Origin of the sequence: Rhizobium sp. BK060, assembly GCF_014193145.1 — a bacterium.
Lineage (GTDB): Bacteria > Pseudomonadota > Alphaproteobacteria > Rhizobiales > Rhizobiaceae > Rhizobium.
Map to the genome: position 1 here is coordinate 26,251 of NZ_JACHYW010000035.1, position 25,252 is coordinate 51,502.

The 25,252-nt window shown below is 61.7% G+C and carries 22 protein-coding genes and 1 pseudogene; 17 read left to right on the forward strand and 6 right to left on the reverse strand.

Annotation, left to right across the window (positions count from 1 at the left end; genetic code table 11):
- Nucleotides 1-86 precede the first annotated feature (86 nt).
- From FHT71_RS27540 to FHT71_RS27565, 6 genes are all read left to right on the forward strand, one after another.
- Complete coding sequence (locus FHT71_RS27540; RefSeq protein WP_132589091.1) at nucleotides 87-1,112, forward strand: LacI family DNA-binding transcriptional regulator; 1,026 nt, start codon at nucleotides 87-89, stop codon at nucleotides 1,110-1,112.
- Nucleotides 1,113-1,130: 18 nt separating this feature from the next.
- The gene (gene xylB, locus FHT71_RS27545; protein ID WP_132589092.1) at nucleotides 1,131-2,585 is read left to right on the forward strand and encodes a xylulokinase; all 1,455 of its coding nucleotides are present in this window, start codon (nucleotides 1,131-1,133) and stop codon (nucleotides 2,583-2,585) included.
- Nucleotides 2,586-2,622: 37 nt separating this feature from the next.
- Entirely contained in the window at nucleotides 2,623-3,933 is a 1,311-nt protein-coding gene (xylA, locus tag FHT71_RS27550; protein ID WP_132589093.1) for a xylose isomerase, read from the forward strand.
- 170 nt (nucleotides 3,934-4,103) lie between these two features.
- Nucleotides 4,104-4,880, forward strand: a complete 777-nt coding sequence (locus FHT71_RS27555) for a phosphodiester glycosidase family protein (protein WP_007802723.1) — start codon at nucleotides 4,104-4,106, stop codon at nucleotides 4,878-4,880.
- A 206-nt stretch (nucleotides 4,881-5,086) separates the two neighbouring features.
- Nucleotides 5,087-5,305, forward strand: coding sequence for a hypothetical protein (locus FHT71_RS27560; protein ID WP_132589094.1), 219 nt, complete (start codon nucleotides 5,087-5,089; stop codon nucleotides 5,303-5,305).
- 128 nt (nucleotides 5,306-5,433) lie between these two features.
- Nucleotides 5,434-5,904: a cupin domain-containing protein gene (locus FHT71_RS27565; protein ID WP_132589095.1), complete on the forward strand. Its 471-nt coding sequence runs from the start codon at nucleotides 5,434-5,436 to the stop codon at nucleotides 5,902-5,904.
- A 90-nt stretch (nucleotides 5,905-5,994) separates the two neighbouring features.
- Here the strand turns inward: FHT71_RS27565 and FHT71_RS27570 are convergent, their stop codons facing one another.
- Complete coding sequence (locus FHT71_RS27570; RefSeq protein ID WP_007802715.1) at nucleotides 5,995-7,026, reverse strand: LacI family DNA-binding transcriptional regulator; 1,032 nt, start codon at nucleotides 7,024-7,026, stop codon at nucleotides 5,995-5,997.
- 170 nt (nucleotides 7,027-7,196) lie between these two features.
- On the opposite strand from FHT71_RS27570, the gene FHT71_RS27575 reads away from it, so the two are divergent.
- The 3 genes from FHT71_RS27575 to FHT71_RS27585 all read left to right on the forward strand — a co-directional run bounded on the left by FHT71_RS27575 (nucleotide 7,197) and on the right by FHT71_RS27585 (nucleotide 10,840).
- Nucleotides 7,197-8,720 carry a sugar ABC transporter ATP-binding protein gene (locus FHT71_RS27575; protein ID WP_183722904.1) on the forward strand — a complete coding sequence of 508 codons (1,524 nt, stop codon included), beginning with the start codon at nucleotides 7,197-7,199 and terminating at the stop codon, nucleotides 8,718-8,720.
- 78 nt (nucleotides 8,721-8,798) lie between these two features.
- Complete coding sequence (locus FHT71_RS27580) at nucleotides 8,799-9,803, forward strand: ABC transporter permease (RefSeq protein ID WP_132589097.1); 1,005 nt, start codon at nucleotides 8,799-8,801, stop codon at nucleotides 9,801-9,803.
- A gap of 89 nt (nucleotides 9,804-9,892) precedes the next feature.
- Nucleotides 9,893-10,840, forward strand: a complete 948-nt coding sequence (locus tag FHT71_RS27585; protein ID WP_132589098.1) for a substrate-binding domain-containing protein — start codon at nucleotides 9,893-9,895, stop codon at nucleotides 10,838-10,840.
- Between the two features lie 64 nt (nucleotides 10,841-10,904).
- Here the strand turns inward: FHT71_RS27585 and FHT71_RS27590 are convergent, their stop codons facing one another.
- Nucleotides 10,905-12,680: a tetratricopeptide repeat protein gene (locus FHT71_RS27590; protein WP_183722906.1), complete on the reverse strand. Its 1,776-nt coding sequence runs from the start codon at nucleotides 12,678-12,680 to the stop codon at nucleotides 10,905-10,907.
- Nucleotides 12,681-12,971: 291 nt separating this feature from the next.
- Between FHT71_RS27590 and FHT71_RS27595 the strand changes: the two genes are divergently transcribed.
- From FHT71_RS27595 to FHT71_RS27615, 4 genes and pseudogenes are all read left to right on the forward strand, one after another.
- On the forward strand, nucleotides 12,972-14,024 hold the full coding sequence (locus tag FHT71_RS27595) for a sugar phosphate isomerase/epimerase (RefSeq protein ID WP_183722908.1): 1,053 nt from the start codon (nucleotides 12,972-12,974) through the stop codon (nucleotides 14,022-14,024).
- 115 nt (nucleotides 14,025-14,139) lie between these two features.
- On the forward strand, nucleotides 14,140-15,327 hold the full coding sequence (locus FHT71_RS27600; protein WP_183722910.1) for a Gfo/Idh/MocA family oxidoreductase: 1,188 nt from the start codon (nucleotides 14,140-14,142) through the stop codon (nucleotides 15,325-15,327).
- Nucleotides 15,328-15,452: 125 nt separating this feature from the next.
- Nucleotides 15,453-15,836 (forward strand): hypothetical protein, encoded by a 384-nt coding sequence (locus FHT71_RS27605; protein WP_132589102.1) that lies wholly within the window; start codon nucleotides 15,453-15,455, stop codon nucleotides 15,834-15,836.
- A gap of 134 nt (nucleotides 15,837-15,970) precedes the next feature.
- A pseudogene (locus FHT71_RS27615) lies at nucleotides 15,971-16,188 on the forward strand (transposase); the annotation flags it as partial.
- Here the strand turns inward: FHT71_RS27615 and FHT71_RS27620 are convergent.
- Nucleotides 16,178-16,495, reverse strand: coding sequence for a hypothetical protein (locus FHT71_RS27620; RefSeq protein WP_165933070.1), 318 nt, complete (start codon nucleotides 16,493-16,495; stop codon nucleotides 16,178-16,180). The pseudogene FHT71_RS27615 and the gene FHT71_RS27620 sit on opposite strands and share 11 nt — an antisense overlap.
- Between FHT71_RS27620 and FHT71_RS27625 the strand changes: the two genes are divergently transcribed.
- Nucleotides 16,482-18,080: an ABC-F family ATP-binding cassette domain-containing protein gene (locus tag FHT71_RS27625; RefSeq protein ID WP_183722912.1), complete on the forward strand. Its 1,599-nt coding sequence runs from the start codon at nucleotides 16,482-16,484 to the stop codon at nucleotides 18,078-18,080. The genes FHT71_RS27620 and FHT71_RS27625 overlap by 14 nt on opposite strands.
- A gap of 15 nt (nucleotides 18,081-18,095) precedes the next feature.
- On the opposite strand, the gene FHT71_RS27630 is transcribed toward FHT71_RS27625, so the two are convergent.
- Both FHT71_RS27630 and FHT71_RS27635 read right to left on the reverse strand, forming a co-directional pair.
- Nucleotides 18,096-18,824, reverse strand: coding sequence for an alpha/beta hydrolase-fold protein (locus FHT71_RS27630; protein ID WP_132589104.1), 729 nt, complete (start codon nucleotides 18,822-18,824; stop codon nucleotides 18,096-18,098).
- Entirely contained in the window at nucleotides 18,821-19,786 is a 966-nt protein-coding gene (locus FHT71_RS27635) for an acetylxylan esterase (RefSeq protein ID WP_132589105.1), read from the reverse strand. Before FHT71_RS27635 ends, FHT71_RS27630 begins: the two co-directional genes overlap by 4 nt.
- 167 nt (nucleotides 19,787-19,953) lie before the next feature.
- On the opposite strand from FHT71_RS27635, the gene FHT71_RS27640 reads away from it, so the two are divergent.
- The 3 genes from FHT71_RS27640 to FHT71_RS27650 all read left to right on the forward strand — a co-directional run bounded on the left by FHT71_RS27640 (nucleotide 19,954) and on the right by FHT71_RS27650 (nucleotide 24,286).
- Entirely contained in the window at nucleotides 19,954-21,327 is a 1,374-nt protein-coding gene (locus FHT71_RS27640) for a GH1 family beta-glucosidase (RefSeq protein ID WP_183722914.1), read from the forward strand.
- 43 nt (nucleotides 21,328-21,370) lie between these two features.
- Complete coding sequence (locus FHT71_RS27645) at nucleotides 21,371-21,919, forward strand: NADPH-dependent FMN reductase (protein ID WP_183722916.1); 549 nt, start codon at nucleotides 21,371-21,373, stop codon at nucleotides 21,917-21,919.
- A gap of 156 nt (nucleotides 21,920-22,075) precedes the next feature.
- The gene (locus tag FHT71_RS27650; protein WP_132589108.1) at nucleotides 22,076-24,286 is read left to right on the forward strand and encodes an EAL domain-containing protein; all 2,211 of its coding nucleotides are present in this window, start codon (nucleotides 22,076-22,078) and stop codon (nucleotides 24,284-24,286) included.
- On the opposite strand, the gene FHT71_RS27655 is transcribed toward FHT71_RS27650, so the two are convergent.
- Nucleotides 24,287-25,228, reverse strand: a complete 942-nt coding sequence (locus tag FHT71_RS27655) for a rhodanese-related sulfurtransferase (protein WP_132589109.1) — start codon at nucleotides 25,226-25,228, stop codon at nucleotides 24,287-24,289. It abuts the gene before it with no gap.
- Nucleotides 25,229-25,252: the final 24 nt, after the last annotated feature.

The window sequence follows — 25,252 nt, forward strand, 5'->3', positions numbered from 1 at the left end:
ACAAAGATTTGACGTGAACGGAAACGTTTGCAAATTTTGATTTACGTACATCAGATTTGGAGCTAAAGGTCTCGTCAGGAGGAAAGATGAGACCAACAGTCCACGATATCGCTGCTGCGGCAGGCGTCAGCCTGGCGACCGTCGACCGGGTTTTGAACCAACGTCCGGGCGTGCGCCACGTGACGCGCGAGAAGGTCGAGAACGCCATTCGCGAGATCGGTTACATCAGGGATGTCGCTGCTGCCAACCTCGCCAAAGGCCGCACTTATCCGCTCGTCTTCATCCTGCCGGCCAGCGACAATTCCTTCATGCACGGGCTGAACAACGAGGTACGTGCGGCCGCCGCGCGTTCGTCCGTGGAGCGAACGGATATTCGCACCCTCGAGGTGCCGGCGTTCGATCCCGCTGCACTCGTGAAGGTTTTGGATGAGCTGAGCGAACAGCGACCCTCGGGGATCGCGCTTGTCGCCACCGATGCGCCTGAGGTCCGCGACGCCGTCGACCGACTGGTGAAGGACGGTATTCCCGTCGTGACGCTGGTCTCGGATCTCACTGGTTCGCAGCGCCATCACTATGCCGGCGTCGACAATATTGCCGCGGGCCGCACGGCCGCACGGCTTCTCGGGCGGTTCCTCGGCGGCGCCAAGGGTGAGATCGCTGTGCTTGCCGGCTCGATGCTGGTGCGCGACCATCGCGAACGCCTCGAGGGTTTCGTCGCCGTCACGGCCGAGGAATTTCCTTCGCTCTCCATCCTGCCCGTCATCGAAGGCCGCGACGATCCGGAGATGGCCCATATGCTGGTGGCAGATGCGTTGTCGAAGAAAAGCGGCATCATCGGCGTCTACAGCCTCGGCGCCGGCAACCGCGGGCTGATTAGGGCACTGAAGGAGAAGGTGGTCGATCGGTCGCTGACGGTTATCGCCCATGAATTAACGGCGCATACCCGCGCCGCACTCCTCGACGGAACGATCGACGCAATTCTGAACCAGGATGCGGGCCATGAGGTGCGCAGCGCCATCCGCGTCCTCAAGGCGAAGGCGGACGGGCTCCCCGTCATCGCGGCGCAGGAGCGCATTCGTCTCGACATATTTCTAAAAGACAATCTGCCGTAACGGCAAAGGGAGAAACACATGTATCTGGGTCTCGATCTCGGAACCTCCGGCGTCAAAGCCATGCTGATCGACGCCGATCAGAAGATCATCGGCTCGGCCAATGGTTCGCTCGACGTCTCGCGCCCGCATTCCGGCTGGTCGGAGCAGGAGCCATCGTACTGGATCCGCGCGACGGAAGAGGCCGTTGCCGCGCTGAAGGCAAAGCATCCGCAGGAGCTCGCCGCCGTGATGGGCATCGGCCTCTCCGGCCAGATGCACGGGGCGACGCTGCTCGACGCCGACGACAAGGTGCTGCGCCCCTGCATTCTCTGGAACGATACGCGTTCCTATGTCGAAGCGGCTGCTCTGGATTCCGATCCGCGTTTCCGCAAGCTGACCGGCAATATTGTTTTCCCCGGCTTCACCGCGCCCAAGCTTGCCTGGGTTGCCAAGCATGAGCCTGACATTTTCGCGAAGGTCGCCAAGGTGCTACTGCCGAAGGACTACCTGCGTCTTTGGTTGACTGGCGAGCACATCTCCGAGATGTCCGATTCGGCCGGCACCTCCTGGCTCGATACCGGAAAACGCAAATGGTCATCGGAGCTTCTTGCGGCCACCGGCCTTGATGAAAAGCAGATGCCTCTTCTGATCGAGGGCACGGAGCAGGGTGGCAAGCTTCGCGGCGAGCTGGCCGGCAAGTGGGGTATTTCGGGAGGCGTCGTCGTTGCGGGCGGCGCGGGCGACAACGCGGCTTCGGCCTGCGGTATGGGCACGGTCAGCGATGGCGCGGCCTTCGTGTCGCTTGGCACCTCGGGCGTTCTCTTTGCGGCCAACGCCGCCTATCTGCCGAAGCCGGAAAGCGCCGTGCATGCGTTCTGCCATGCGCTGCCTGGCACCTGGCATCAGATGGGGGTCATTCTCTCTGCGACGGACGCGCTGAACTGGCACTCCAGCGTCACCGGCAAGTCGGCGGCGGATCTGACCACTGAACTCGGTGAAACGCTGAAGGCGCCTTCGGGCGTCACCTTCCTTCCCTATCTCTCCGGCGAGCGCACGCCGCACAACGATGCCGTCATCCGCGGCGCGTTCATCGGTCTCGAGCATGAGAGCAGCCGCGTGGTGCTGACCCAGGCCGTTCTTGAGGGCGTTTCCTTCGCCATCCGCGACAATCTGGAAGCGCTACGCTCGGCGGGCACGGATATTTCCCGCGTTACCGCCATCGGCGGCGGCTCGCGCTCGCGCTACTGGCTGGCCTCGATCGCCACGGCGCTCGGCGTGCCGGTCGATCTGCCTGCCGATGGCGATTTTGGCGCGGCATTCGGCGCGGCGCGTCTCGGCCTGATCGCGGCGACCGGCGCTAATCCGGTTGCCGTCTGCACACCGCCGAAGACGGCGGGCACGATCGAGCCCGTCGCGGCGCTCTCCGGCGCTTATGAAGATGCCTACAATCGCTATCGCGCGCTCTATCCGGCGATCAAATCGCTGCAGCATTGAACCCAGAACAACAAATCGAAACCTGAGGAGACACGAGATGAGCACCGGATTTTTCGGCGACATCCAGAAGATCAAGTATGAGGGCCCGGACAGTACCAATCCGCTCGCCTTCCGCCACTACAACAAGGACGAAGTCGTTCTCGGCAAGCGCCTGGAAGACCACCTGCGCTTCGCCGTCGCCTATTGGCACACCTTCGCCTGGCAGGGCGGCGACCCCTTCGGCGGCCAGACCTTCCTGCGCCCGTGGTTCGAGGACACGATGAAGGCTGCCAAGCTGAAGGCCGACGTTGCGTTCGAACTCTTCCAGCTGCTCGACGCGCCGTTCTACTGCTTCCATGACGCGGACGTGCGTCCGGAAGGCAAGAACTTCGCAGAAAACACCAAAAACCTGAACGAGATCGTCGACTACTTCGCCGAGAAACAGGCCGCCACCGGCGTCAAGCTGCTCTGGGGCACGGCGAACCTCTTCTCGAACCGCCGCTTCATGTCGGGTGCCGCGACCAATCCCGATCCGGATGTTTTCGCTTACTCCGCCGCGACGGTGAAGACCTGCATGGACGCCACGGCCAGGCTCGGCGGCGCCAACTACGTTCTCTGGGGCGGCCGCGAAGGCTATGAGACCCTGCTCAACACCGACCTCAAGAAGGAACTGGACCATCTCGGCCGCTTCCTCAACCTCGTCGTCGAGTACAAGCACAAGATCGGCTACAAGGGCACGATCCTGATCGAGCCCAAGCCGCAGGAGCCGACCAAGCACCAGTACGACTACGACGTCGCGACGGTCTACGGCTTCCTCAAGAAGCACGGCCTCGAAAACGAAGTGAAGGTCAACATCGAGCAGGGCCATGCGATCCTCGCCGGCCACTCCTTCGAGCATGAGCTGGCGCTCGCCAACGCCCTCGGTATTTTCGGCTCGATCGACATGAACCGCAACGACTACCAGTCGGGCTGGGATACCGACCAGTTCCCGAACAACGTTCCGGAGATGGCGCTCGCCTACTACTACGTCCTGCAGGGCGGCGGCTTCACCACCGGCGGCACCAACTTCGACGCCAAGCTGCGCCGCCAGTCGCTCGATCCGGAAGATCTGCTGATCGGCCATATCGGCGGCATGGATGCCTGCGCCCGCGGTCTCAAGGCTGCCGCCAAGATGATCGAGGACAAGGCACTCTCCGGCCCGCTCGACGCCCGCTATGCCGGTTGGGATTCGGCCGAAGGCCAGAAGCTTGCCCGCGGCGAATACTCGCTCGAGCAGATCGCCGAGTGGGTCGAAGCCAAGGACATCAACCCACAGCCGAAGTCCGGCAAACAGGAACTGCTCGAAAACATCGTCAACCGTTACGTCTGATCGGCGGTTGACTGTGGGGGAGAAGGCCGGGGAGCGAAAGCTTTCTGGCCTTTTTCGTTGATCGCGGTGGCCCGCGGCGATGGCCTTGAAGCGTGCGGCGAGATACGCTGCTGGCGCTCGGGCGCATTTGCGGGCGGCCGAAGGGATCCGACAGAAAGGACATGGCAGCGATGGCCTATCTCAGACAAGGCATGCTTGCCGCGGCCACGATGCTTGCTGTAGCGACATCTACGAACGTGGCTTCCGCCCAGCCCTGCGGGCAGGACACCTTCGAGGGGGAGGCGTATATCGTCTGCACCATCGAGAAAGGAAAGGGCGATCTCCGCTTGTTCTGGAAGAGCGCGGATGGGGAGCCGTACCGCTATTTCGCCAGCGTTGCCGAGGCCGTTCGCGGCAAGGGGCGGACTTTGGCGTTTGCGGTCAATGCCGGCATGTATCTGCCCGACTTTTCGCCGATCGGTCTTTATGTCGAGGATGGCCGAGAATTGCGACCTGCCAACAGGGCGCGTAGCGATGGATCCGCCGCTGGTTCGGTGCCGAATTTCTATAAAAGGCCGAATGGCGTGTTCTTTCTCGATGGCGCCGGCGCCGGAGTACTTCCTACGCAGGAATTCCTGAAGCGCCGTCCCGCGGTCCGTTTCGCCACCCAGTCCGGTCCGATGCTTGTCATCGACAATAAACTAAACCCGATCTTTATCGTCGGATCGACGGACCGGACTCGTCGCGGCGGAGTCGGCGTCTGCGGCGATGGCGCGGTGCGCTTCGCGGTCAGCGAAGACGAGGTGAATTTCCATGATTTCGCGCGGTTGTTTCGCGACCATTTGGCGTGCCGCGATGCGCTGTTTCTCGATGGTGGTCGAGGTGTCGGCTTCTATAGTCCGGAGATGGGGCGCAATGACAAATCCTGGCATGGCGGGTTCGGCCCTATGTTCGGGCTTGTCGAGTAGCACGACGACGGCGATGCAAGCTGCCGGATGGCGCGTCCCGCGTATCTTCGGCTCGATCGACATGAACCGCAACGACTACCAGTCTGGTTAGGATATCGACCAGTACCCCACCTCGGCACAGCGAGGTAACACCAACCATCATTGTGGCTTGCGCGGCAAGCGGCGGTGAGCGTAGACCACCTTGCTGCAAACGGGAGGGCTGATACATGGGCGACAGTGAACGTGATTGGACCGCCCTCGTGCAGGCGGTCGCAGACAGCCCCAAGCGCGACAACAGCGTCTATCACACGGCAATGGCCGAGGCGCGGCAGGCGTTTGAAGCCGGCGAGGCGGCTCTGGGAGGGCCGGTCCAGGTCAAGACGAAAACGAAGATGAAGCGAAGCGGCGAATACGTCGTGAAATGGGTGTTCAAGCGGGTGAAATGACTTGCCGACATTCGATCGGATGACCGAGGAATGCTTGCTTAGGGATGGTCCGCGGACGTATCCTTAGCTTTCGCGAGCCTGCCCCAGCATGCGGCCGAGGTGAAGGGCCCGGGAAGAGGGAGGATATCATGAAAATCGCATCGATATTCGCACTCGGTTGGATTGGCTTCTGTGGGACCGCTGCCTTTGCCTTGGCAGAGGATGCGCACACAATGTTCGCTCCCGCTGATGTCAAATGGATCGAGGCGCCCAAAACGCTTCCTGCCGGAGCGCAAGCGGCGGTCTTGTTCGGCAATCCCACCAAGAAAGGCTTGTTTGCCCTTCGGCTCAAAGTGCCGTCGGGGTATGCGATCCCACCGCACACGCATCCAGGCTATGAAGTGGTCACGGTCATATCCGGGGCTGCCAAATTGGGCATGGGCAAAACTGCCGATCGGAGCGCCACGAAGGCACTGCCTGCGGGCAGTTTCTTTGCCTTGCCGCCGGGCACGGCGCATTTCGTTTACTTCGACGATGAGACTGTCGTCCAAATCAACACCAACGGCCCATGGAGCATTAAGTACGTCAACCCGGCGGACGATCCTCAAAAGTCGCAATAGCCGATAGCCAGTTGCGGCACGAAGGCCACTGTTCCCGCCGCCAGTGCGGCGGGACGTCCGTGCCAGCGTCCGGAGGCTTAGCTGCTGGCGTCAGCGTTTCGTCCACCGACGCGAAGGCGCTCCAACGGAATTGCGCACCACAAGGTCCGGCCGCAGCAGGATTTCGGTCTCCGCCGGCTGGCCGTCGGAGAGAAATTCCAAAAGGAGCGCCATGGCTTGTTTGCCGATCAATGTCCGCGGCTGGCGGATGGTGGTCAGCGGCGGCGACATGAAGACGGCCTGTGGCACATCGTCAAAGCCGGTCACCGAGAAGTCGTTCGGGATATCGTAGCCGCGAGCGCCAAGGCCGATCATCACGCCGATCGCCGTCTGGTCGTTCACGCACATGAAGGCAGTCGGCAGCGTGTCGCGCATGAACAGCTGTTCGACGGCATGGCGGCCGCTTTCCAGTGTCCCGTCGCCTTCCAGCACGATGCGCATATCGGGTGCAACGCCCGCCGCATCGAGTCCCGCATCATAGCCCTGACGCCGCCGGCTATAGGCAAGGCGCGTGCGCGAATCGCCGATGAAGGCGATCTTGCGGTGGCCCTCGGCCAGCAGCAGGTCGACCGCCTTTCTGGCGCCCTCCACGTCGTCGACGCCGACATAGGGGATGCCGCCGTTGAAAACGGGCTCGAAGACGCCGACGCTCGGCGGCAGGCGGGCGGTCATCGTTTGGTGGCCGAAGGGCAGGATGCCGGTAAAGAGGATCAGCCCGGCGGCCTGGTTCGAATTCAGGAACTTCAGATATTCAAGGCCGCGTTGCGCGTCATTCTGCGTATGGCCGATCAGAATGCCGTAGCCATGAGCGCGGGCCTCGTTCTCCAGGCCGACGAGAATGTTGGAGAAGTTCGGGTCGCCGATATCTGGGGCGACCACTAGAATCATGTTCGACCGGCCGAGCCGCAGGCTGCGTGCCATGAAGTTGGTGGTGTAACCGGTGATGGCGATCGCCTGGTTGACTTTCAGGCGCGTGGAGTTGGCGACTTTCTCCGGCGTGTGGATCGCCCGCGATACCGTCGCGATCGAAACCTCGGCGATCCGAGCGACGTCTTCTATGGTTGCGGGCGTGGAATTCGACACTGCGTCCTGCCTTGGGATGCCTTCGCCGCGACACTACACAGACTTGCCGAGAGGTCAAACGCCGGGACCGGCAGATCTGTGCGTAACAACGATGTAAACCTTTACATGCATCGTGTAAAGGTTTACATATGGCTTCAAGCGGATGGGAGCCGCAGGGAGGAAGCCAGTCAATGAGTGTGGATTCTGTCGACGCCGCGCCTGTGGTGTTGTCCGCGCGGCGCATCTGCAAGTCGTTCAGCGGCGTGCAAGTCCTCTTCAGTGTCAATTTCGATCTGCGTGCCGGTGAGATCCATGCTCTCATGGGCGAAAACGGCGCCGGCAAATCGACGCTGGTCAAGGTCATGTCGGGGTTCGAGCAGCCGAGTTCGGGCGACATCTTGCTCGACGGCAAGCCGATCGTACTGCCGGCCAATGGTGCGGCCGAAGCGCTCGGCATCGTGCTCATCCATCAGGAATTCAATCTCGCCGAGCATCTCACTGTCACCGAGAGCCTCTACCTCGGTCGTGAAGTCACGCGTTTCGGCGTGCTCGATCGCAAGTATATGCGTGCCGAGACCCGCAAGGCGCTCGATCTCCTCGGTTCGCATGTCGATGAGAATGCCATCGTCGGCACGCTGTCGATCGCTGACAAGCAAATGGTGGAAATCGCCAAGGCAATCAGCCGTGATGCCCGCGTCGTCATCATGGACGAGCCGACAGCCGTGCTCTCGCGGGAAGAGACGAATTTCCTGTTTCGGCAGGTGCGCAAGCTGCGCGACAAGGGAACGAGCTTCATCTTCGTGTCGCACAAGCTCGATGAAGTGATGGAGCTCACCGACCGGGTGACAGTGCTGCGCGACGGGCAATGGGTCAAGACGGCCCCCACCTCGATGCTCGACGGCGAATCCATCGCCCAGCTGATGGTCGGGCGCGAGCTTTCAAGCCTCTATCCGACCAAGGTGGAGCCCAATGTCGACGAGGAAGTCGTCCTTCGGGTCGAGGGCGTTTCGACGGGCTACGTGCAGAATGCCAGCTTCGAGGTCCGGAAGGGTGAGATCATCGGATTTTCCGGGATGATCGGCTCCGGCCGCACGGAGCTGATGGAGGCGATCGCCGGGCTTCGCGCCCGCGCGTCCGGCGAGGTCGTCATTCGCGGCGAAACCGTGCTTTCGGGCGATGTGCATGCCGTCAACGGCGCCGGGCTTGCCTACATGACGAAGGATCGCAAGTCGAAGGGCCTGCTCCTGCGTTCGGGCATGATGACCAATCTGACGCTTCAGTCGCTCGGCCAGCATTCGCGGCACGGCTATCTCAGCCCGAGCAGCGAGGCGGCGGCGCTCGCCAAGGCGCGGCGGCGCTTCGATATTCGCGTTCGCGACACCAATATCGTTGCCGGCCGTATGTCCGGTGGCAATCAGCAAAAGCTGCTGCTTGCCAAGGTCATGGAGACCGAGCCCGAGATCATCATCATCGACGAGCCGACGCGCGGCATCGATGTCGGCACCAAGCAGCAGATCTATCATTTCATCTCGGCGCTGGCGCGCGACGGTCGATCCATCATTGTCGTCTCCTCAGAGATGCCTGAGGTGATCGGGCTCTGCACACGCGTCGCCGTGATGCGTGAGGGGCGGATCGTCGGCGTGCTCGAGGGCGACGAGATCTCCGAGCAGGAGATCATGCGCTACGCAGCCGGATTGAAGAAGAAAGCCGCCTGACGCTGGCGGGAGGCGGCTGCGCTCAGCGCCGCACAGGTATGATGCCCATCAAAATTGGGGCGGGAGGTTAGTTTGGAGATGAGTGTGCACGAGGAGACCAGGGAAATCAGGCGTCGCCCCTGGCGGGATATCGATCTGCGGGCGGTTGCGCCCTTTGCAGCCCTGATACTGCTGTTGATCGTCGGCGCGCTGGTCAATCCGAACTTCATTGGCATCACCAACCTTTTGAACGTCGCGACGCGCTGCGCCTTCATCGCCATCATTGCCGTCGGTGCCACCTTCGTGATCTCCGCGGGCGATCTTGATCTTTCTGTCGGGTCGATGGTGGCCTTCGTCGCCAGCCTGATGATCCTGTTGATGAATTCCGGCGTGATTGCCGATCCGACGTTGATGCTGGCCGCTGCGGTCTTGTTCACGCTGGTTGCTGGCGCGCTCTGCGGGCTTGCAAATGGTCTGATCACCACGGTCGGCAGGATCGAGCCGTTCATCGCCACGCTCGGCACCATGGGTATCTATCGCGGCCTGACGACGTGGCTCAGCCAAGGCGGGGCGATCACGCTGCGTTCGCCCGACATCCAGACGCTCTATCGCCCGGCCTATTTTGGCAGCATTCTCGGCGTGCCGGTGCCGATTGTCGTGATCCTGGTCGTGACTGCAGTGGCAGCCTTCATCCTCTACCGCACACGCTACGGCCGCCATGTCGTCGCCGTCGGTTCCAACAGCGATGTGGCGCGCTACTCCGGTATTGCGGTCAATCGCGTGCGCACGATCGCCTTCGTCATCCAGGGGCTCTGTGTTGCCATCGCCGTGCTGCTTTATGTGCCGCGCCTTGGATCGACCTCGGCAACGACCGGTATCTTGTGGGAGCTGCAGGCAATCACCGCCGTCGTCGTCGGTGGTACGGCGCTGAAGGGTGGTGCCGGCCGTGTCTGGGGCACGATCTGCGGCGCCTTCATTCTCGAGCTCGTCGGCAACATCATGCTGCTGTCGAACTTTATCAGCGAATATCTCATCGGTGCGATCCAGGGTGCGATCATCATTATCGCCATGCTGGTGCAGCGCTCGCTGGTCCGCAAATCGTAGGCGGACTGGCTCCAGGAATTGGCCGGGATCACAGGGCGTCCGGTTGACGGGTAGGAAAAAGTCCCTGACGTTTATTGGGAGGAAATAGAATGCGCAAACTCATGTTGGGTCTTGCGGTTGCGGCCGTCACGCTGGCGGGTACCGCATACGCACAGGACAAGAAGTTCACCATCGGCGTCTCCATTCCGGCCGCCGACCATGGTTGGACCTCGGGCGTCGTGTTTCATGCCGAACGCATCGCCAAGAAGCTGATGGAACAGCATCCGGGCCTGAATGTCATCGTCAAGACCTCGCCGGATGCCGCCAGCCAGGCCAACGCCGTGCAAGATCTTGACACGCAGGGCATCGATGCACTCGTTATCCTGCCGTCGGATCCGGATCCGCTCGTCAACGCCATCAAGGAAGTCAAGGGCAAGGGCAAGTACGTTGCTCTTGTCGACCGTGCGCCATCGACCAACGATGACACCGTCCGCGACCTTTACGTTGCTGGCAACAACCCGGCGCTCGGCGAAGTCGCCGGCAAGTACATCGCTGCCCAGACGCCGGACGCCGAAGTCGTCGTCATCCGCGGTCTGCCGATCCCGATCGATCAGCAGCGCCAGGACGGCTTCGACAAGGGCATTGCCGGCTCCAAGGTCAAGGTTCTTGACCGTCAGTACGGCAACTGGAACCGCGACGATGCCTTCAAGGTCATGCAGGACTACTTGACGAAGTATCCGAAGATCGACGTGGTCTGGTGCCAGGATGACGACATGGCTGTCGGCGTGCTGCAGGCGATCGAGCAGGCCAAGCGTACCGATATCAAGTATGTCGTTGCCGGCGCTGGCTCCAAGGACATGGTCAAGAAGGTCATGGACGGCGATAAGATGATCCCGGTCGACGTTCTCTATCCGCCGGCAATGGTCGGCACGGCAATGGAGCTGACGGCTGCCGGCCTCTATGGCCAGGTTCCGGTGCGCGGTACCTTCGTCCTCGACGCGACGCTGGTGACGAAGGATAACGCCAAGGATTTCTACTTCCCGGACTCTCCGTTCTGATCTGGAAAATTCAGTGCGGCGCCCGTTCGACAGGACGGGCGCCTTTCCTTGATCGTGCCACTTGCTAGTCAGGCAGGCCGGCGTTGGCGAGATCGGCGATGAAGCGGTCGATGAAGGCTTCGGTCATCACGGGATTGTCACCGAAATAGAATTCCCGCCGGGCGTCGGCACAGCTCATTCCCGGCCGGAAACGATGAAGCCTGGAAATTGCTTCTCGGGCCTCGTTTATTTCGCCTTGCCTTCCGAGGGTCGCAACCAGAACGATCGCCGGCCAGAAGGTGGCATTCGGTGAGCGGAGCGATGCGCGGGCTGCTTTGGCCGCTTCCGCCATGTCGCCCAATTGATAGTTCGCGATCGCGAGAATGTTATGGAAGGTCCAAAGATGCGGATCGCGAGGACTGAGACGGAACGCTTCCTTGATCTCGGCGATGCCTTCCGCGGGGCGCTCGACGTAGCAGAGGACCTGGCCGAGCGCGAAGTGAGCCTGCGCAAAACTCTGATCCAGCTGCAAGGCGTTGCGCAGATGCGCTATTCCCGCCTCCGTCGCCCCATCAAGCGCAAGCGCTCTGCCCAAGGCGAGGTGCGCGGCGGGTTCCTTCTGATCCAGTCCGATCGCCCGTTCGGCAAGGTCGATCGCCTCGCAGATGCGCTCGGCTCGCTCGTCGAGAGGGCCATACCAGCCGAGCTGAATGTGAACGTAGGCCAAGCGGGCCTGCGCCTGCGCGAAGGTCGGATCAATGCCGATTGCCTGCTCGAAAAGCGCCTTGGCGGTCTTCAGTTCGTCAAGCGTGAACCGGTACAGATGCCAGAGTCCCTTCAGGTAGATTTCCCAGGCATCCATGTCGAACACCGTGCGGCCACGAAGGGCGGCGAACTCGATGGAGCCCAACTCCGGTTCGATCGTTCCGGTGATCTCAGAAGCGAGCTGGTCCTGAACCTCGAAGATGTCGGCCAACGTTCGGTCGTAGCGTTCCGCCCAGAGCAGCGTGCCATCCGTACCGTTCAGCAATTGCGCGGTGATACGAACGCGATCGGCCGCGCGGCGCACGCTGCCTTCGAGCACGTATTTGACGCCAAGGTCCTCCGCCACCTGCTGCGCATTGGGCTGCCGGCCCTTGTAGCTGAAGGAGGAGTTGCGGGCGGCGACCAGCAACCAGCGACAGCGGGCCAGCGTGGCGATCAGCTCGTCCGTGAAACCGTCCGAGAAATGTTCCTGTTCCTCGATGCTCGACATGTTGCTGAAGGGCAGCACGGCGATCGAGGGGCGATTGCGCACGGGTCGGGCGGCCTCTTCCTTCGGCGCGGCAAGCGATGGAAGCTGTTCGCTTTCCGTCGTCCACCGCCAGACGCGGATCGGCCGCTCGATGTTCTTGAGCTTGCGGTTGCCGAAATCGATTGCCCGGAAGTCGAGCTTCGACCGGATCTGGTCGTTGACCTGTTGAGAGACGCAGATTCCGCCCGGCGGCGCCAGCGCCTGCAGGCTTGCGGCGACGTTCACGCCATCGCCGAAGATCTCCTCGTCCTCGACCAGTACGTCATCAACGTGGATGCCAATTCGCCACAACATGCGTTGATCCGGCTCGATGGCCTCGTTGCGTTGAAGCAATGCTCTCTGAATTTCCATAGCGCAGCCGACGGCATCGACCACGCTCGCAAATTCCGCCAGCGTGCCGTCGCCGACAAATTTGACGACGCGTCCATGATGCCTGCCAATGCTGGGGACGATGACTTCGCCGTTGTGCGCTTTCAGCGTCGCGAAAGTGCCGGTTTCGTCAAAGCCCATCAGCCGGGAGAAGCCGACAACATCCGCATCCAAGATCGCTGCCAGACGCCGCGTCATGCGCCAACCTCCTGGTCCAAAGACAGTAGCACGGCACGGCGTGATGTCTACCGCCGCAAGGCCCGATGGGGGCTCGGATCGAAAGCAGATGGTATAGGCATGACGTGGTGGAAAGGGCAAATGCGGTACGTACATCTTGCGGCTCGAGGCAGGCCGTGGTTAAGTCGGCCGCCTTCGATTTTCGCCCGGCCGGCAAATTTGCAGTTTCGCCGAAATCGGCTTGCAGACTTCAAATCGCGTGCTAGAACTCTACCAGAAACGTTTACGGTCATCTTTTAGGGAGGAATTGACATGAAAACGATCAAGGGCCCAGGCCTGTTCCTTGGACAGTTCGCGGGCGATGCCGCGCCTTTCAACTCGTGGGATTCGATCACCAAATGGGCGGCCGACATCGGTTACAAGGGCGTGCAGGTTCCGACCTGGGCCGGCCAGCTGATCGACCTTAAGAAGGCGGCTTCCTCGAAGGATTATTGCGACGAATTCGCCGGCGTGGCACGGCAGAACGGCGTCGAAGTCACCGAGCTTTCCACCCATCTTCAGGGCCAGCTTGTCGCGGTGCATCCGGCCTACGACGAAGCGTTCGACGGCTTCGCGGCACCCGAGGTGCGCGGTAATCCGAAGGCGCGTCAGGAATGGGCTGTCGAACAGGTCAAGATGGCGCTGACGGCCTCGAAGCACCTCGGCATCAAGGCACATGCGACCTTCTCCGGCGCGCTCGCTTGGCCGTTCGTCTATCCGTGGCCCCAGCGCCCCGCCGGTCTCGTCGAAACCGCCTTCGACGAGCTTGCCCGCCGCTGGAAGCCGATCCTCGATCACGCCGACGAGAACGGCGTCGACGTCTGCTACGAAATCCATCCCGGCGAAGACCTGCACGATGGCATCACCTACGAGATGTTCCTGGAGCGCGTCGGCAACCATCCGCGCGCCAACATGCTCTACGATCCGTCGCACTACATCCTGCAGTGCCTCGACTATCTCGAGAACATCGACATCTACAAGGACCGGATCAAGATGTTCCACGTCAAGGATGCCGAGTTTAACCCGACCGGCCGCCAGGGCGTCTATGGCGGTTACCAGGGCTGGGTGGAACGCGCCGGCCGCTTCCGCTCGCTCGGCGACGGTCAGGTCGATTTCGGCGCGGTCTTCTCGAAGATGACGGCCAACAACTTCGACGGCTGGGCCGTGGTCGAGTGGGAATGCGCGCTGAAGCATCCGGAAGACGGCGCACGCGAAGGCGCCGAGTTCGTCAAGGCGCACATCATCCGCGTCACGGAAAAGGCATTCGACGACTTCGCCGCCGGCGGCACGGACCAAGCGGCCAACCGACGTATGCTCGGTCTCTAAGGCCGCGGCCCTTCTCTACAGGAAGGGCCGCTTGGAACGCAGCGGGAAGGGGTTCTCCCTTCCCCAGCCACCGAGGAACGGGCTGTTTTTGCCCTACGCATTTTTGGAGGAACCAATGACAATTGAAGCATTCACAGAACAGGCGCGAGAACCGCGCATCCGTCTCGGCATGGTCGGCGGCGGTGCAGGCGCGTTCATCGGCGCCGTCCATCGCATCGCTGCCCGCATCGACGACCAGTACGACCTGATCGCCGGCGCGCTGTCGTCGACGCCCGAGAAGGCGATCGCATCGGGCCGCGACCTCGGCCTCGATCCGTCGCGCACCTATTCGAGCTACCGCGAAATGGCGATCCGCGAAGCGAAGCTGAAAAACGGCATCGAGGCCGTTTCGATCGTCACGCCGAACCATGTACACTATGACGCCGCCAAGGAATTCCTGCGTCGCGGCATTCACGTCATCTGCGACAAGCCGCTGACCTCGAACCTTGCCGACGCCAAGAAGCTGAAGAAGGTGGCCGACGAAAGCGGCGCTCTTTTCATCCTGACTCACAACTACACCGGCTATCCGATGGTTCGTCAGGCACGCGAGATGATCGCCACTGGCGAGCTGGGCGATATCCGCATCGTCCAGGCGGAATATCCGCAGGACTGGCTGACGGAAGCCGTCGAGCAGACGGGTGCCAAGCAGGCTGTCTGGCGCACCGACCCGGCGCAGTCGGGTGCCGGCGGTTCGACCGGCGATATCGGCACGCATGCCTATAACCTCGCCTCCTTCGTGTCCGGCCTCGAACTCGACAGCCTTGCCGCCGATCTCGACAGCTTTGTGCCCGGCCGCCGGTTGGACGACAACGCCCACGTGATGCTGCGCTTCAAGGCAAAGGGGAGCGAAAAGCCGGCCAAGGGCATGCTCTGGTGCAGCCAAGTGGCGCCGGGCCACGAGAACGGCCTGAAGGTCCGCGTCTACGGGACCAAGGGCGGTCTCGAATGGGTTCAGGCCGATCCGAACTACCTCTGGTTCACGCCGTTCGGCGAGCCGAAGCGCCTGATCACGCGTAGCGGCGCCGGTTCCGGCCCGGCCGCAGCCCGCGTTTCGCGCATCCCGTCCGGTCATCCGGAAGGCTACCTCGAAGCCTTCGCGACGATCTATACCGAGGCGGCACATGCCATCAACGCCCACAAGAAGGGCAAGGCCGTCGACGAGGCGGTTGTCTATCCTACCGTAGATGACGGTGTGAAGGGCGTTGCCTTCGTCGAAGCCTGCGTTGCTTCCTCGAAGAAGAACGGTGCCTGGGTCAAGGTCTGACCTTTACTCCACCAGACTGACTGATACAACTAATGAGCGCGCTTCCTGCAATATTAGGGAGTGCGCTCATTGTCGTTTAACAATGCTGTGGCAGAAATGAGTGCAACCAGATGGAGAGACGTTCGATGAAAGCTTCTTCGAGAGTTTTGACATGCGCCTTTGCGCTCGCGGCTTTTCCGGCGCTGTCGCAGGAGGTCCCCAATCGCGTGCCGAACTTCTATGCCGGCCAGCGTGTTCCCGGCATGGTGAACGTGCAGACGACTGTATCCCTGTCGGTGCCTGTCGAGGCCGGGCAGGAAACCGGTGAACAGATCAAGGCCGCCCAGAAAGGGTTCTACCTGATGGCGGGAGGGCAGTGCGATCTCATCCTGCAGACGCTGGCAGAGAGCTGCCAGATCACTAACCTCACGAGCAGCGCGGATCTCAATCGTGGTTCGCGAAACGACATTATCGTGCGTGGCACCGTCTCGATGGCCGTGAAGCTCAAGGACAGCGCGCAGAAGCCCTAGCCGTTTATCGGCATCGTGGCTCGAAGCGGCAAATCTGCCGCCTCGAGCCAGGCATTTGTTAGGCCGCGGCCTGCTTGCGCTTGGTCAGCGCGTCAACGCTGAAGGGGCCGCCGCCGGCTGCAACCAGATAGAGAAAGAACGCTGGTGCTCGGCTCTGGTACCTGCCGCCATACTCCCCGACCTCAACCCGATTGAACAGGCTTTCGCCAAAATCAAGCACTGGATGCGCCTGGCTCAGAAGCGAACCATCGATGACACCTGACGCCACGTCGGACACCTCGTCACAACCATAGAGCCCCGCGAATGCAGCAATTACTTCGCCAATGCCGGATACGCTTCCGTCAAAACCTGAAATGCTTGCCCCCTTGCCAGCATCGCAAATTCACGACTTCTGATGTCGGCGCTATCAGCGTTTTCAATATGATAGAAATGTTGCGGCCGGTCTTCATCCGTATCCGGCCGAATCGTCGCTGATTGCTGGCCGGCGCAGCTCCAATGATGTCGGTTCGGTCGTCCGCCGCCTTGATTTCGGCGTGGTGCCCACCTAGATTGCGGCCATCGCCAATACCAACAGGATGTGTGCAGCAATGGATTTCACCCCGATCGCAACGCCAGTTCGCCTTGCCATTCGGGAGCCCTTTATCCATGCCTGCATCCATTACCCTGTCCAATCTTTCGTGGTCCACGCCTGACGGGCGGACCCTTCTTTCCAATCTCGATCTGAGCTTCGGCGCCGAGCGAACCGGTCTCGTCGGTCGCAACGGCGTTGGCAAGACGACGCTGCTCAAGCTTGTGGCGGGCGAATTGCAGCCGCAATCCGGCAGCATTGCCTTCGGCGGGCGGCTCGGCATCCTGCGCCAGGCGGTGCAGGTGGAGGAGGGCGCAGCGGTCGTCGACTTCTTCGGCGCCAGCAATGCTTTGGCCATCTTACGTCGAGCCGAGGCCGGTGAGGCCACTGCCGACGAGATTGCCGTGGCAGATTGGACCGTCGAAGCGCGCATCGCTGCAGCACTCGAGCGTGCCGGGCTCGATGCCCAGCCGGAGACCCTGCTTGCCTCGCTTTCCGGCGGGCAGCGGACGCGCGCCGCTCTCGCAGCGCTCGTCTTCTCCAACCCTGATTTCCTTATCCTCGACGAGCCGACGAACAATCTCGACCGGGATGGGCGCGAGGCGGTTATCGCACTGCTTGCCGGCTGGCGTGCCGGCACCATCGTCGTCAGCCATGATCGGGAACTGCTCGAGACCATGGATGCCATCGTCGAGATCACGACGCTCGGCGCCCGGCGATACGGTGGAAACTGGAGCGCCTTTCGGGAGCGCAAGGCCTTAGAGCTGGCCGCCGCCGAACACGATCTCGCGGATGCGGAGCGGCGCGTGGCCGATGTGGTCCGCAGCGCTCAGGTCACGGCGGAGCGGCAGGCCCGCAGCGATCGCAACGGCCGCAAGAAGGCGGCAAGGGGCGATATGCCCCGTATCGTCGCCGGTGGTCTCAAGCGGGCGGCGGAAAACACCAGCGGCAACAAGGTTCGCCTTGGCGAACGACGCCGTGAGGAGGCGATGGAAGAGGCGTCCGCTGCGCGGCAGCGGATCGAGATCCTTCAGCCCTTCTCGGCGCAGCTTGCGCCAACGGGGCTGCCGCCGGGCAGGGATGTTCTGCGGCTGGATGGCGTCACCGCCGGCTATGGGCCGGGCGAGCCGATCATCCGAAACCTTTCCTTCGCCATGACCGGCCCCGATCGCGTCGCGATCGCCGGTCCGAACGGCTCTGGCAAGACGACGCTGCTGGCGCTGATCACGGGCACGCTACAGCCCTGGTCAGGCACGGTCGCCGTCATGACCGGCTTTTCGCTGTTCGATCAGAGTGTCAGCCTGCTCGATCGATCACTGTCGATCCGCGAGAACTTCCGCAATCTCAATCCCGATGCCAATGAGAATGCCTGCCACGCAGCGCTGGCGCGTTTCATGTTTCGGGCGGATGCCGCCCTGCAGCAAGTTTCGACGCTCTCTGGCGGGCAGTTGCTGCGCGCTGGCCTTGCCTGTGTGCTTGGCGGTGCAAAGCCGCCGCTGCTGATCCTCGACGAGCCGACGAACCATCTCGACATCGATTCCCTCGCCGCCGTGGAGGCGGGTCTGCAAGCCTATGACGGTGCGCTGCTTGTCGTCAGTCACGACGAGGTGTTTCTGGAGAATATCGAGATATCTCGGCGGCTTCAGCTTCCGCTTGGCGAAGAGGTTCTCCTCTAGGCGCTGAGTGCGGTGTCAAATATAGAGGCCCGCCATCTTGCGCCAGGCACCTGCCCGGTGAGCACGGCCTTCCCAGACATGGAGCTGATGGCCGACCTGCTTTTCCGCAAGCAGACGGCTGAGGTGATAGTTGTTGTCCAGGAAAGGGTCGGCGTCACCGATGGTCAGGACAATCTCGACCTCGCGCAGCTTCGCCAGCTGCCGGCCGCCATGGAGCCCCGGCAGGAAGTGCGTCGGCGTGTGGAAATAGACCGCATCATCGTAATAGCCGTCAAACAGATCGCCGAAGGATTCGACCCCTATCGTCAGGTCGTAGCGGCCGGAAAAGGCGACGAGCTTGCGGAACAGGTGCGGATGCCGAAAGACGAGGCTCGCGGCCTGGAAAGCGCCGAGGCTGCAGCCATGCACGATGGTGCACTCATGTCCGTTTTTCGACGCCATGAGCGGCAGGACTTCATTCAGGATATACTCTTCGAAGGCCGTGTGGCGACGGATGCGTTCGGCCGGATGCCGGTCGTAGCCGTAGAAGGTCTCTGCGGCCAGCCCCTCGATGCAATAGAGTTGCAGTTGGCCGGCTTGCAGCTTGTCGGCAAGGCTTTCAACAAGACCGAGCCTCTCATATTCCCAGAAACGTCCCTCGCGCGTCGGAAACATCAGCACCTTGGCGCCGGCATGGCCGAACACCAGTAGCTCCATTTCGCGATGCAGGCGCGGACTATGCCAGCGCAAATATTCCCGGTTCATAACACCTTGAAAAAATCTCGGACTTTCTCACGCAGAATCGCGTTCTGCTCGGTGCTTCCAGGATAATCGAAGTGTCCAGCGTCCAATATGAAGGTTTCATTATACTTTGATGTCGGCAGGGCGTTGGCCACCGCGTACTGGCAGGGCGGTGCGACGGCGGGGTCGAAGAGGGCGACGGCTGCCAGCATCGGCACCTTGATCCGGCTTGCGGCAGTTGCCGCGTCGAACATGCGCAGGGTCTTAAGCACGCTTCCATGAGTCTTCTGATAGGTCTGCACGGAAAAGGCGCTGCCGACGGTCGGCAGGGTCAGCCATTGCTCCCGGTCGCCGAAGGTTGGGACGACGAGGTGGCCGCGGCTGATGCGCGGATCGAATGGGATCGCCAGTGCACCGATGCCGCCGCCGAAGCTGATGCCGCTGTAACCGATGTGACCGGCAAGCCACGGATAGAGCGTCAGGAGCGTTGAAACGGCAAGCCAGAGATCATCGACACAGCCACCGATGATGTAGGTGTCCGGACGGTCTATGCCCTGCAGGACGTGGCCAGACGCATCAAGCGGGATTGGCGGGCGGGCGCTAAGCGACAGGCCGCGGGAGCAGGGGAAGAGAATGGCCGCCTCCTCGACCGGCAGGTCGAAATCCGGCGCGTCGCGACCGCCGTAGCCGTGGCCCACCACCAGCCCGCGGCGCACCGGCCGTTCGCGCGGCAAAAGCAACCAGCCGCCGATCTCGAAGCCACCGGTGGAGGTGTAGGCGATGTCGACAACCTGCCAGTCAGGATGCGTCAGCTTGCTCTTTCTGAGCACCGGCTGCGGGTCGGTAGCGATCGCCTTTTCGTATCGGGCCTGCCAGAACCCGTCGAAGCCCGCCGGCGCCTCCGGCGGGACGATTGCCTTTAAGTCGGCAGGCGTCATGCCGTAGGTGGGGTCGAAGGCGAAAGGATGTGTCGCGGGAATGCTCATGAGAGGGTTGTTTCGCGAAAAGACGCGTAATGCAAGGCAGTGGCATCGGCAGCACGCGGAACGGCGGCAAGGGCGCGACTGAAACGTTACAGCGCTGTCATTTCCACCCTGTACAACGCCCGCTCGCTTGGCTAAACCGCCCTCGAAACCAAAAGAATGGGATTTCCATGATCGATCCGAAGACCCTTGCTGCCTGCTTCCCGGGCGATTTCACCTTTGGCGTTGCGACGGCAGCGTTCCAGATCGAGGGCGCTTCCAAGGCAGACGGCCGCAAGCCTTCCATCTGGGACGCCTTCTGCAACATGCCGGGCCGCGTCTTCAACCGCGACAACGGCGATGTCGCCTGCGATCATTACAATCGGCTCGATCAGGATCTCGATCTCATCAAGTCCATGGGCGTCGAAGCCTATCGCTTCTCGATCGCCTGGCCACGCATCATCCCTGACGGCACCGGTCCGGTGAACGAGGCGGGGCTCGATTTCTACGATCGTCTCGTCGATGGCTGCAAGGCGCGCGGCATCAAGACCTTCGCAACGCTCTACCATTGGGATCTGCCGCTGCTTCTCGCCGGCGACGGCGGCTGGACGGCGCGCTCGACGGCCTACGCGTTCCAGCGCTACGCCAAGACCGTGATGGCCCGCCTTGGCGACCGCCTCGACAGCGTCGCGACCTTCAACGAGCCGTGGTGCATCGTCTGGCTCGGCCACCTCTACGGCATTCATGCGCCGGGCGAGCGCAACATGCAAGCCGCGCTCCACGCCATGCACCATATGAACCTCGCGCATGGCCTCGGCGTCGAGGCGATCCGGGCCGAGGCGCCGAACGTGCCGGTCGGGCTCGTACTCAATGCGATGTCCGTCATGCCGGGCTCTGACTGCGCAGCCGACAAGGCGGCGGGCGAACGCGCGCACCAGTTCCATAACGGCGCCTTCTTCGATCCGGTCTTCATGGGCGAATATCCGAAAGAGTTCCTGGAAGCGCTCGGCGACCGCATGCCGGTCGTGCAAGAGAGCGACCTCAGGATCATCAATCAGAAGCTCGACTGGTGGGGTCTCAACTACTACACGCCGCTACGCGTTGCCGACGATCCTGATAAGAACGGCGACTTCCCCTGGACGGTCGAGGCGCCGCGCGCCAGCGACGTGAAGACCGATATCGGCTGGGAAGTCTACGCGCCCGGCCTGAGGAACGTCGTCGAGGATCTCTATCGCCGCTACGAGCTGCCGGAGTGCTACATCACGGAGAACGGCGCCTGCTACGACATGGGCGTCGTAAACGGTGAGGTCGATGACCAGCCGCGCCTCGACTACTATAGCGAGCACCTCGATGTCGTCGCCGACCTGATCAAGGACGGCTATCCGATGCGCGGCTACTTCGCCTGGAGTCTGATGGACAATTTCGAGTGGGCAGAGGGCTATCGCATGCGCTTCGGTCTCGTGCATGTCGACTATGACACCCAGGTCCGCACCGTGAAGAAGAGTGGCAAGTGGTACAGCGAACTTGCCGCACAGTTCCCGAAGGGCAACCACAAGAGCAGCTGACGAGCGCATGGCGCGAATCGGCGCCGTGGCTTAAACCGGGCGCATGGAAAAGCCGCTCTTCCTCTATGCGCTCTGCGGCAGCCAGCGAAAGGCTTCGACCAATCGCCGGCTGCTCGAAGCGCTGCGCGACAATGCGCCGGCAGGCGTTTCGATTGAGATCAGCGAGCTCATCGGCGAGCTGCCGATCTTCAACCCTGATCGCGAGGGCGAGAACACGCCTGTCGTTGTTGAAGAATTCGCGGCCAAGGTCCGTGCGTGCGATGGCATCGTCATCGCCTGCCCGGAATATGCCCATGGCCTGCCGGGCGGACTGAAGAACGCACTGGATTGGCTGGTCTCCCGCGACGAGGTGCCGTTCAAGCCCGCGATGATCGCGCATGCCTCGCATCGCGGCGATTTCGCGCTGGACCAACTGACCGAGGTCGTGAAGACAATGTCGTTTCGGCTTGTCGACGAGGCCTTTCTACCGATCTCGTTGCTCGGCAAATCGGAGGACGTACAGGCCGCCGTCCTCGCCGAGAGCGTCCAAAACGGTCTTCTTGTATCAGCGCTTGTAAAATTCTGCGCTGCAATCAATCGCGCCGGGATCTAGCTTGTTTTCTCAAGCTTTTGAAACTATTGAGAAAATATGCGCATGTCTGCGTTATTCGCACGCTTTTGCCAAATCGTGGACGATTAATCGTTATATCGCCCTTTAACCGTTTTTTGAGCCATTCGCTGGCAGACTTCCTTGATCGGGGAGCAGTGAATGCGGGCATTTTTCGAGGGCGGCAGAAAAATTTCGGGCATCGGTCGTCATGCGACCGTTGCCGGCGTGCTTTTTTCTTTTGCCATTGTCGTCGCGATTGTCACGGTCATGGTGCTCAGCGCGCTTGAACGCGTTGCGGAGCGATCGAATGTGCTGGACGACGAGCGCTCGTGGGAAACCATATCCGGCGCACTGAAGACCTTCGAGATGCAGTTGGGCGCGACGCTCAACGACTACGCGGCCTGGGACGATGCCGCGGTGAACGTCTATACGGCCGATGGTATGGCCTGGACGATCAGCAACTACGGCGAAATGTCGGTCAACAGCTCCCTCTTCGACATGGCGATCGTCATCGATGATGAGAAGAAACCGATCATGGCGTACCGGGAAGGCAAGCCGATGGACGGCTCGCTGGACGAATTCTTCTCCCCATCGCTCTGGATGCTTTTCAACAAGGCAAAGGCTGCGGGGCCACAGAACAATCCGGAAGCGACGGGCTTCATTGGCACCAAGGCCGGTATCGCGGCAGTCGGTGTGGCGCTCGTTCGCGAGAAATCCGGTGCGCTTGACGTGCCGGCCGGAAAACATCGCTACCTCATATTCGTGCGGCACCTTAGTGCCGACAAGGTCGCCGAGCTTGGTGCGACTTATGTTATCGGTGGGTTGAAACTGGTCGCTCCGAACTTCGAAGCCCCCTATTCGGTGACAATCTCGGACGCGCAATCGGTTGCCCTTGGAAAGCTTATCTGGATGTCGCGGGCTCCCGGCGATATCGGCTATGGCGAAGTTCGTCCAATGGTCGTCGAGGCGCTCGGGCTTGTCGGCCTGTTCTTCGTCGTTCTGCTCATCATCGGCTGGCTGGCGCTGCGGCGCCTCAAGGCGGAAGAAATCAATGCCCGCGAGGAAGCCAATCGTGATCGGTTGAGTGGCCTGCTGAACCGCGACGGGCTTGGAACGGCAATCGACGCCTTCGTTGACGAGGCGGCACAGACACGTCGCAACGTGCTTATCCTCTATCTCGATCTCGATGGCTTCAAGGAAGTCAACGACGCTTATGGCCATGGCACCGGCGACCAGCTGATCCGCGCGGTCGCCGCTGGCCTTAACGTGCTCATTCCGGAGAACGCCGTTCTCGCCCGTATCGGCGGCGACGAGTTTGCCATTGCTTTTGTTTCCGAGAGCGAACAGGCGGTTGCCCTGCAGCTTTCCGAGCAGATACTGGATTTCCTGGCCGAGCCGCTGGAGATCGGTCGACGCGTCGTCGTCATCGGCGCGAGCATCGGTATCGCGATGTCGGAAGGTGGCACGATCGACCGTGAAGAGCTGGTGCGCCGGGCCGACCTTGCCATGTATAAGGCCAAGGAAGCTGGCCGTGCACGCATGACACTTTACGACCCCGCCATGGACGCCGATCGCGAAGAGCGCAATGCGCTGGAACTCGATTTGCGCATGGCGATCGAAGGCGGCGACTTGCAGATCGCCTATCAGCCGCTGATCGATGCGGCGACCCATGAAATGACCGGCGTCGAGGCATTGGTGCGGTGGAACCGACCGGGTCACGGACCGGTCTCGCCTGAAGTCTTCATTCCTGTCGCGGAAACCAGCGGGCTTATCGAGGCGCTAGGGCTTTTCGTGCTGCGCAAGGCCTGCGAAACCGCCAAGCAGTGGCCGGAACTGCGTATCTCGGTCAACGTTTCTCCGGGGCAATTCCGCAACCCCGCCTTTGCCGACTATGTCCGCTACGTCTTGAAGCAGACAGAGATCGAGGCCAAGCGGGTGACGCTGGAAGTCACCGAAGGCTATATGATCCAGAACCCGCAGCGCACACGCCAAGCGATCGAGCGGCTAAAGGCGCTGGGTGTCAAAATTGCGCTTGATGACTTCGGTTCGGGCTTCTCGTCCATCGGTTATCTGCGCCAGTTCGGTTTTGACCGGATCAAGATCGACCGCTCGCTGGTCATGGATATCCTGGAAAGCGACAGCCAGCGCGAAATGCTGCAGGCAACAGTGGCGCTGGCCCGCTCGCTCGATATACCGGTCACGGCCGAGGGTATTGAGACCGAGGAGCAGGGCATTGCGGTGCGGCTCTTCGGCTGCGACACGTTGCAAGGCTACTTCTTTGGCCGGCCGATGCCGGCCGATCAGATCACCGAGCGGCTGATGCAGGCGCGCGCGGCGAAGGTCACAACGCGCCGCACCAATGCAGCCTGATCAGGTTCCGATGTGCTTCTGACCGCGCTTCTTGGCAAGTGCGATCTGATGCTGTCTTTGGCGGTAGCGCAGGCGGTCGTCCTCACTGCGCGTGCTGTAACAGTTGCTGCAGGAGACGCCTTCCTCGTAGTGGGGTGAAGTAGTCTCTTCAGCAGTGATCGGATTGCGGCAGGCGTGGCAAAGCTTGTGCTCGCCCTCCTTCAGCCCGTGCTCGACCGACACGCGCTCGTCGAAGACGAAGCAGGCGCCGTCCCAGAGGCTTTCTTCCTGCGGGATTTCCTCGAGATATTTCAGGATACCGCCCTTGAGGTGGTAGACCTCGTCGAAGCCCCGTTCCTTCATGAAGGCGGTGGCCTTCTCGCAGCGGATGCCGCCGGTGCAATACATGGCAATCCTCGGCTTGTTGCGGAGGCCTGTATTGTTGCGCACCCAGTCTGGAAACTCGCGGAAGGTCTTGGTCTGCGGATCAAGCGCGCCGCGAAAAATGCCGATCGCCGTCTCGTAATCGTTGCGCGTGTCGATGACGATGGTATCCGGATCGGAGATCAGCGCATTCCAGTCCTGCGGTGCCACGTAGGTACCGACCACCTTGTTGGGGTCGATGTTCTCGACGCCCATGGTGACGATCTCTTTCTTGAGCTTCACCTTCATGCGCAGGAAGGGCATCTTCGATGCGCGGCTCTCCTTGTGCTCGAGAGCGGCAAATTCCGGCTGCGCACGCAGATAGGCGAGCACTGTCTTGATACCCGCGTCCGGTCCGGCGATCGTGCCGTTGATCCCTTCATGCGCCAGAAGCAGCGTCCCCTTCACGCCGTTTTCTTCGCAAAGCGCCTGCAGCGGCTCGCGCAAGCTTTCAAAGCGCGGCACGGAAACGAAATGATAAAGTGCCGCGACGAGGAAGGGGCTCGCCGCTGCCGTCGATTGGGTCAGCGTGTCTGTCATGCGGCTGCAAATACAGCTTTCGGG

What these genes read in the sequence shown, in the direction of transcription:
- FHT71_RS27540 (WP_132589091.1), top strand. Translation starts at nt 87, where the DNA reads ATGAGACCAACAGTCCACGATATCGCTGCTGCGGCAGGCGTCAGCCTG.
- xylB (WP_132589092.1), top strand. Translation starts at nt 1,131, where the DNA reads ATGTATCTGGGTCTCGATCTCGGAACCTCCGGCGTCAAAGCCATGCTG.
- xylA (WP_132589093.1), top strand. Translation starts at nt 2,623, where the DNA reads ATGAGCACCGGATTTTTCGGCGACATCCAGAAGATCAAGTATGAGGGC.
- FHT71_RS27555 (WP_007802723.1), top strand. Translation starts at nt 4,104, where the DNA reads ATGGCCTATCTCAGACAAGGCATGCTTGCCGCGGCCACGATGCTTGCT.
- FHT71_RS27560 (WP_132589094.1), top strand. Translation starts at nt 5,087, where the DNA reads ATGGGCGACAGTGAACGTGATTGGACCGCCCTCGTGCAGGCGGTCGCA.
- FHT71_RS27565 (WP_132589095.1), top strand. Translation starts at nt 5,434, where the DNA reads ATGAAAATCGCATCGATATTCGCACTCGGTTGGATTGGCTTCTGTGGG.
- FHT71_RS27575 (WP_183722904.1), top strand. Translation starts at nt 7,197, where the DNA reads ATGAGTGTGGATTCTGTCGACGCCGCGCCTGTGGTGTTGTCCGCGCGG.
- FHT71_RS27580 (WP_132589097.1), top strand. Translation starts at nt 8,799, where the DNA reads ATGAGTGTGCACGAGGAGACCAGGGAAATCAGGCGTCGCCCCTGGCGG.
- FHT71_RS27585 (WP_132589098.1), top strand. Translation starts at nt 9,893, where the DNA reads ATGCGCAAACTCATGTTGGGTCTTGCGGTTGCGGCCGTCACGCTGGCG.
- FHT71_RS27590 (WP_183722906.1), bottom strand. Translation starts at nt 12,680, where the DNA reads ATGACGCGGCGTCTGGCAGCGATCTTGGATGCGGATGTTGTCGGCTTC.
- FHT71_RS27595 (WP_183722908.1), top strand. Translation starts at nt 12,972, where the DNA reads ATGAAAACGATCAAGGGCCCAGGCCTGTTCCTTGGACAGTTCGCGGGC.
- FHT71_RS27600 (WP_183722910.1), top strand. Translation starts at nt 14,140, where the DNA reads ATGACAATTGAAGCATTCACAGAACAGGCGCGAGAACCGCGCATCCGT.
- FHT71_RS27605 (WP_132589102.1), top strand. Translation starts at nt 15,453, where the DNA reads ATGAAAGCTTCTTCGAGAGTTTTGACATGCGCCTTTGCGCTCGCGGCT.
- FHT71_RS27625 (WP_183722912.1), top strand. Translation starts at nt 16,482, where the DNA reads ATGCCTGCATCCATTACCCTGTCCAATCTTTCGTGGTCCACGCCTGAC.
- FHT71_RS27620 (WP_165933070.1), bottom strand. Translation starts at nt 16,495, where the DNA reads ATGGATGCAGGCATGGATAAAGGGCTCCCGAATGGCAAGGCGAACTGG.
- FHT71_RS27630 (WP_132589104.1), bottom strand. Translation starts at nt 18,824, where the DNA reads ATGAACCGGGAATATTTGCGCTGGCATAGTCCGCGCCTGCATCGCGAA.
- FHT71_RS27635 (WP_132589105.1), bottom strand. Translation starts at nt 19,786, where the DNA reads ATGAGCATTCCCGCGACACATCCTTTCGCCTTCGACCCCACCTACGGC.
- FHT71_RS27640 (WP_183722914.1), top strand. Translation starts at nt 19,954, where the DNA reads ATGATCGATCCGAAGACCCTTGCTGCCTGCTTCCCGGGCGATTTCACC.
- FHT71_RS27645 (WP_183722916.1), top strand. Translation starts at nt 21,371, where the DNA reads ATGGAAAAGCCGCTCTTCCTCTATGCGCTCTGCGGCAGCCAGCGAAAG.
- FHT71_RS27650 (WP_132589108.1), top strand. Translation starts at nt 22,076, where the DNA reads ATGCGGGCATTTTTCGAGGGCGGCAGAAAAATTTCGGGCATCGGTCGT.
- FHT71_RS27655 (WP_132589109.1), bottom strand. Translation starts at nt 25,228, where the DNA reads ATGACAGACACGCTGACCCAATCGACGGCAGCGGCGAGCCCCTTCCTC.